Source organism: Streptococcus sp. 22.1 (genome assembly GCF_016648645.1).
Classification (GTDB): domain Bacteria; phylum Bacillota; class Bacilli; order Lactobacillales; family Streptococcaceae; genus Streptococcus.
This window is the reverse complement of record NZ_JACLQK010000003.1, coordinates 171520-177812: the sequence shown is the minus strand read 5'-3', so window position 1 is coordinate 177812 and position 6293 is coordinate 171520. Positions and strand designations below refer to the sequence as shown.

Below are 6293 nucleotides of genomic sequence, written 5' to 3'. Positions count from 1 at the left end.
AGATTTGTATAAGAGACATTATCAACTCAGTCCTTCTAAAAAATATAGCTTATAACCATCTTAACTATAGTTTAGAAGCCTATTTAACGACATTTTTTATCCTGTTGTTTTCAAGAAAAGCAAAATTTCTTTGAAAAGATAATTTCCCTCTTCGCTAAATACCTTCTAAGTCATATGACACTTAGAACTAAATCTGTTGAAAATACAAACCAAATCAGCCATCTTGCTTTAAACCATTCGGAATAAGTATGATATTCTTCACTTTTTCACTTGTTATTATTATCCAATTGATTTACCTACCTACGCAAAAAGCTCTATAATCTCTTCAATAGTTTAACCTACTAAATCGATTATAGAGCCAAAAAAAGAAGATCCTAAAGACCTTCTTTCAATTTAAGTTCTACTTAAATTATTTTACTGTGCGGATACGCATAGTGTTTGTACCACCTGTACCTACTGGAACACCAGCAACGATAACAATGTTATCACCAGATTCTACAAGACCTGATTCCAATGCAACTTTTTCAGCAACATCAAACATATCATCAGTTGAGCTTGGTTTTTCAGTAACTACTGGAATAACACCCCAGTTAAGCATCAATGATTTTTGAGTAATTTCATCGAATGTTACAGCCAAGATATCAGCTTCTGGACGGTATTTAGAAATCAAACGAGCAGTGTTACCTGATTCAGTAAGAGCAACAACAAGTTTGATATCCATTGAGTTAGTAGCATCTTTAACTGCAGACGCAACTACTTCAGTCTTAGTTGAACGGTCAAATGTTGATGAATCAAGACGACCATACTCTTTAAGAAGAGTTTGAGCGTTTTTATCAATTGTAGCCATTGTACGAACTGATTCAACTGGGTATTTACCATTTGCAGATTCACCAGAAAGCATTGTAGCATCTGTACCATCGATAACTGCGTTGAATACGTCAGATACTTCAGAACGAGTTGCACGTGGTTTTTCTGTCATTGTTTCAAGCATGTTAGTAGCTGTAACAACAACTTTACCAGCAGCGTTTACTTTTGTGATGATCATTTTTTGGTAAACTGGAACCATTTCGAATGGTACTTCGATACCCATGTCACCACGAGCAATCATAATACCGTCAGCAGCTTCGATGATTTCATCAATGTTATCGATACCTTGTTGGTTTTCGATTTTAGCCAACAATTGAACGTGACCATTACCAGTTTCTTCACAGATAGCACGAACTTCTTGTACATCTTTTGCAGTACGTACGAATGAGATAGCGATAAAGTTAAGACCTTGTTCAAGACCAAAACGGATATCAGCGTTATCACGTTCAGCAAGTGCTGGGAAAGGAATTTTAGTGTAAGGGATGTTTACACCTTTTTGTTTAGCGATGATACCATCATTTTCAACATCAACGATGAATTCACGTTTTTCAGCATCTTTGTCTACAACACGAAGACCAAGTTTACCATCATCGACAAGAACTTGTTTACCAACTTCTACATCGTCAAAAACGTCAAGTGCACCTGCAACGTTCAAAGCGATAACGTCGCGAGTTGATTTGATACCTTGTTTAGTAGCAACACGAATTTGTTCACCAGTTTTGTATGCATACTCTTTAGCATCACCTTCGAACAATTCAGTACGGATTTCAGGTCCTTTTGTATCAAGAAGGAAACCTACTTTTTGACCAGCAAGGTCTTCTGCCATACGAACGACATCCATACGTTCACCTTGTTCAGCGTGGTCACCATGTGAGAAGTTGAAACGGAAAACGTTGGCACCTTCCTTGATCAATTGAGCAATGTTTTTAGCAGATGCTTCACGGTCAAGTTTTTCACCCCAGTAACCATCTTCACCAAATTTTTTGCCGCCACGGATTTCAACCGCAGGACCAAGTGTTGCAACGATTTTTACACGTTTATTCATGATAAATAAAACTCCCTTATATTTTTTGTCGCATTAGCGACGGATTAACAATAATTTAAGTAACTGAGATTAGCTCAAGTTAGACAATGAACGGTTAAGGTCTGCAAAGTCAAGACGTGCTTTGTGAGGATTGTTGACGATAATTTTACCGTCTTCAGTAAGACTGAACAAAGCTCCTTCTTCTGCTGTACCAAGGATTGGGCTTTCAACAAGCTCTTCATTGTGGATACCAACAGCTACACCACCAATACCTTGTTTAAGGAGGTCAACCGCATGTGCCCCCATCCATGAAGCAAGAACACGGTCACGCGCAGTTGGTGAACCACCACGAACCACGTGTCCAATGTTTGTTGCACGAAGATCTGAAGTATCTCCAGCTTCTTTCATTTTAGCTGCAAATTCTTCAGCACCCATGACACCTTCAGCAACTACGATTACATGGTGAGTTTTAGCACCTGATTCGTAACCTTCTTTAACTTTACGTACAACTTCATTAATATCATACTCTTCTTCAGGTACGATAATTTGGTCTGCACCAGAAGCAATACCAGCCCAAAGAGCGATATCACCAGCGTTACGTCCCATAACTTCAACGACGAAAGTACGTCCGTGACTGAAAGCAGTGTCTTGAATCTTATCGATAGCTTCTGTTGCTGTTGCAACAGCAGTATCAAAACCAATTGTGTAGTCTGTACCAACGATATCGTTATCGATAGTTCCTGGAAGACCAACAGCTGGGAAACCATGTTCAGTCAAACGCATAGCACCATGGTAAGAACCATCTCCACCAATAACTACTACACCTTCGATTCCATGTTTTTTAAGTTGCTCAATACCTTTAAGTTGACCCTCAAGTTGGGCAAACTCAGGATAGCGAGCAGACTGAAGGAAAGTTCCACCACGGCTGAGGATGTTGTCTACGCCTTTTGCATCAAGTTGGAAGATATCTCCTTCAACCATACCAGCGTATCCACGGTTAATACCGAAGACTTCAATTCCTTCAGAAATTGCTTTGAGAACAACTGCACGAGCGGCAGCGTTCATACCAGGGGCATCTCCACCACTAGTCAAAACAGCAATACGTTTCATTATTCCTGATACTCCTTTTATATATTTAACATTTTCATTATAACACAAAGAATTCTAAATGGCTTTAAATTTGAAAAGATTTATTGTTTTTTTACCGTAAAACCGTTTTCAACACATAAGGTGCTAATTCCCGATTAAGTTCCTCGTTCTTAGTTACTCTGTATCTTTGACTAACGATAGTTTCCTTACTTCCTTGATAACGGATAATGACAGGAATGTGTCCAGGATGCTTAGCTAATATTTGAGAAACTTCTATGTCTTTATCATGATTCTCAAGTAAAATCCAAAAACGCTCCGTGCTAGCTTCCTCCATGTTTGACAAGATTAACTGAATGCGTCCATCACGCTCCTGGGTCCGTCCATCAAGATAAAAGAGACCACCTTCACTTAATTTATCCTTATGATAGAAATAAGTTTCTGGAAATAGGGTAACATCAAGTTTATTGATCCCATCAGTGACGTTCAGAAAGGCCATCTGATCACCTTTTTTAGTTCTGATAATTCGAACGGATTCTATCTGAACCAAAACCGTTGCCTTAGTATTAACAGCCAAATCAGAAATGGCTTGATAGGGACGAGAGGCCATTTTTTGAGCCAAGTGTAAAGGATGGGGGCTAAGCCCAACTCCTAGTAACTCCTGTTCTAAATTATAACGATCCTTCTGGCTATAGTCTTCATAATCAACCCAAGAGTAAGATGACTCTGCAAACAAACTTCCTAACTCATTGACAAAAGTAAAGAGGTTGCTTAAATTACCAATGATTTTCTGACGATTTGGTTCAAAAATATCAAACAAACCAATCTGGATAAGAGGTGTCAGACTATCGACTTTCTGATATTTGCTAGGAATACGTGTCAAAAAGTCTTCTATAGAAATGTATTTACCATTTTGTTTGCGATCCTCAATAATCCAAAGGGCAAAATCTCTTGGCAAGCCTTTGATAGTCTTAAGACCTAATATAATCTTTCCATCTGAAATCTTGTCCAGATAGGGAATTCTATTAATATCAAGTCTGGCTAGAGAAAAGCCATTTTCAATTGCATCCTTAATGTAATCACTAGACGAATAGTTTAACATGATGTCATAGAAAATCTGAGGGTAATGCGTTTTGAAATAGGCTAATTGAAAGGCTAGTGCTGAATAAGCATAGGCATGACTTCTATTAAAGCCATAACCTGCAAACTTAGCCATCATACTAAAGAGTCGTTCAGCAATCTGTGGGTTACGTCCCAACCGACGACTTCCCTTCATGAACTCTTCGGACATCTTGGACATTTCATTGGCATCTTTTTTCGACATTGCCCGACGAAGCAAATCGGCTTTTCCGAGTGTAAAGCCTGCAAATACTTGGGCAATCTGCATAACCTGCTCCTGATAAAGCATGATGCCATACGTAGGCTCAAGAATTGGTGCAACTACTGGATCAATCAAATCTACTTTTTCCTTACCATACTTACGAGCGATGAAATTATCTGTATAATCGCTAGCTCCAGGTCGGTTAAGAGAGGTTGTCGCTACCACTTCTTCGAACTTAGCGGGTTTAATCCGTTTAAGAAGGTTAATAGCACCCGCCTGCTCAAACTGAAATATTCCTTTAGTTTTCCCCTTGGCAAAAAGAGCTAGGGTCTGTGGATCTTCCAAATCAATTGATTTGATATCTATAGCGACTCCCTGCTCTTCTTCAAGTTTCTCCTTCATTTTTTGAACAAAGGTCAAATTACGGAGACCCAAGAAATCCATCTTAAGCAAGCCGTTGGCTTCGACTGCGGAGGCATCGTACTGAGTAACCATCATATCCTCACCAGCTTTTAGAGGAATATGGTTGGTTAGGTCATCGTCACTCATCACTATACCAGCAGCATGGATTGAGGTCTGTCTTGGCTGGCCTTCAATAGCCTTAGCAATCTCAAAAGCCCTCTGAAATTCTTGTCTTTGATTAATCAACTGTCTAAATGACATATTCTTCTCATAGACAGAGATCAAGGTGTCACGAAAAGAAATCTTTTTACTAAGTTGTGACAGTTCAAATTCCTTGGCTCCGAAACGTTTAAAAACATCTCGGATAGCCTGTTTGGCCCCAAAAGTTGAAAAAGTAACAATCTGAGCAGAGTGCTTACTACCATAACGGTCCCTAACATAATGAAGAAACTCGCTTCGATAGATATCAGGCAAGTCGATATCTATATCAGGCATGCTATAACGTTCTTCATTTAGAAAACGCTCAAAAAGCAAGTCATTTTTAACGGGATCAATTCCAGTAATATCAAGGACATAGGCCACCAAGCTTCCTGCAGCAGACCCACGTCCCATTCCCATATAATAACCACGGCTACGCCCAAAGCGTAATAAGTCCCAGACAATCAAGAAATAATCATCAAATCCCATCTGATGAATGATAGACAATTCTTTGTCTAAACGTTCCTGATAAACTGCTTCGCTTAACTTTTTTGTTTCTAATCCAGATTGGGCTAATTGACGTAATTGGTCAACTGCTGGCATATCACGATTAAAACGGGGAAGCTTCAAATCCGTATCAAATTGATAAGTAATGTCTGAAACAAGTTGCTCCAAATTGTTCAAAGCCTCTGGAATATCACTATATGCACTTTCCATTTCTTGAGGCGAGAAAAGAAGCTGATTCATAGGACAAATAGAGGCCTCTGACAAGGAAACGTTTTGTGAGATGGCGTGTAACATCTGAATCGTCGAGCGATCTACATTCTCAAAATAACGCACTGTATGTAAAGGAATTACAGGATAATCAAACTCTTTACCAGCATCTTCTGGCCTTACCCCAATAAAAACCTCTGAACCAAGAGTCATCCCTGGCTCCCAGTCTTCACTCGGAAGGATGAGGGCAATAGCATTCAGATAGTCCGAAAAAGCTGTAAACTCGCGTTGCCCTGAGGAGAGCTCTGTTGCCAACTTCATCAAATTTTTATAGCCCTGATTATTTTTTGCTAATAGACGAAAAGGAATTTTTCTTCCCTCGTAAAATAGATTAGCTTCCATACCAATCAAAGGACGTAAACCCTTGCTACTTGCAAACTGAGCAAAATGATAAGCAGCATAGAGATTGTCACGATCCATCAAACCAAGGGCTTGATAGCCAAGCTCTTTGGCACGCTTAATGTAGGTGGTCAAATCTACAACACTATCCATGAAACTATAGACAGATTTTGTATCCAATTGTGCAAACATGAAGGCCTCCTTTCTATCCTTCTATTATAGCATACGCTCCTTGTAAAAACGCCTCTACCATGTTAACTGTTTCAAACAAAAAGAATGAGA

General features: G+C 39.2%; 3 protein-coding genes. All 3 read right to left on the bottom strand.

Annotation, left to right across the window (positions count from 1 at the left end; translation table 11 throughout):
- Nucleotides 1-409: 409 nt before the first annotated feature.
- Nucleotides 410-1912 carry a pyruvate kinase gene (gene pyk / locus H7U04_RS02590; RefSeq protein WP_002890793.1) on the bottom strand — a complete coding sequence of 501 codons (1503 nt, stop codon included), beginning with the start codon at nucleotides 1910-1912 and terminating at the stop codon, nucleotides 410-412.
- A 69-nt stretch (nucleotides 1913-1981) separates the two neighbouring features.
- A complete protein-coding gene (gene pfkA, locus H7U04_RS02585; RefSeq protein ID WP_013990713.1) occupies nucleotides 1982-3001 on the bottom strand; it encodes a 6-phosphofructokinase in 1020 nt (339 codons plus the stop codon).
- Nucleotides 3002-3092: 91 nt separating this feature from the next.
- On the bottom strand, nucleotides 3093-6203 hold the full coding sequence (locus H7U04_RS02580; RefSeq protein WP_110980930.1) for a DNA polymerase III subunit alpha: 3111 nt from the start codon (nucleotides 6201-6203) through the stop codon (nucleotides 3093-3095).
- Between the last annotated feature and the right edge of the window lie 90 nt (nucleotides 6204-6293).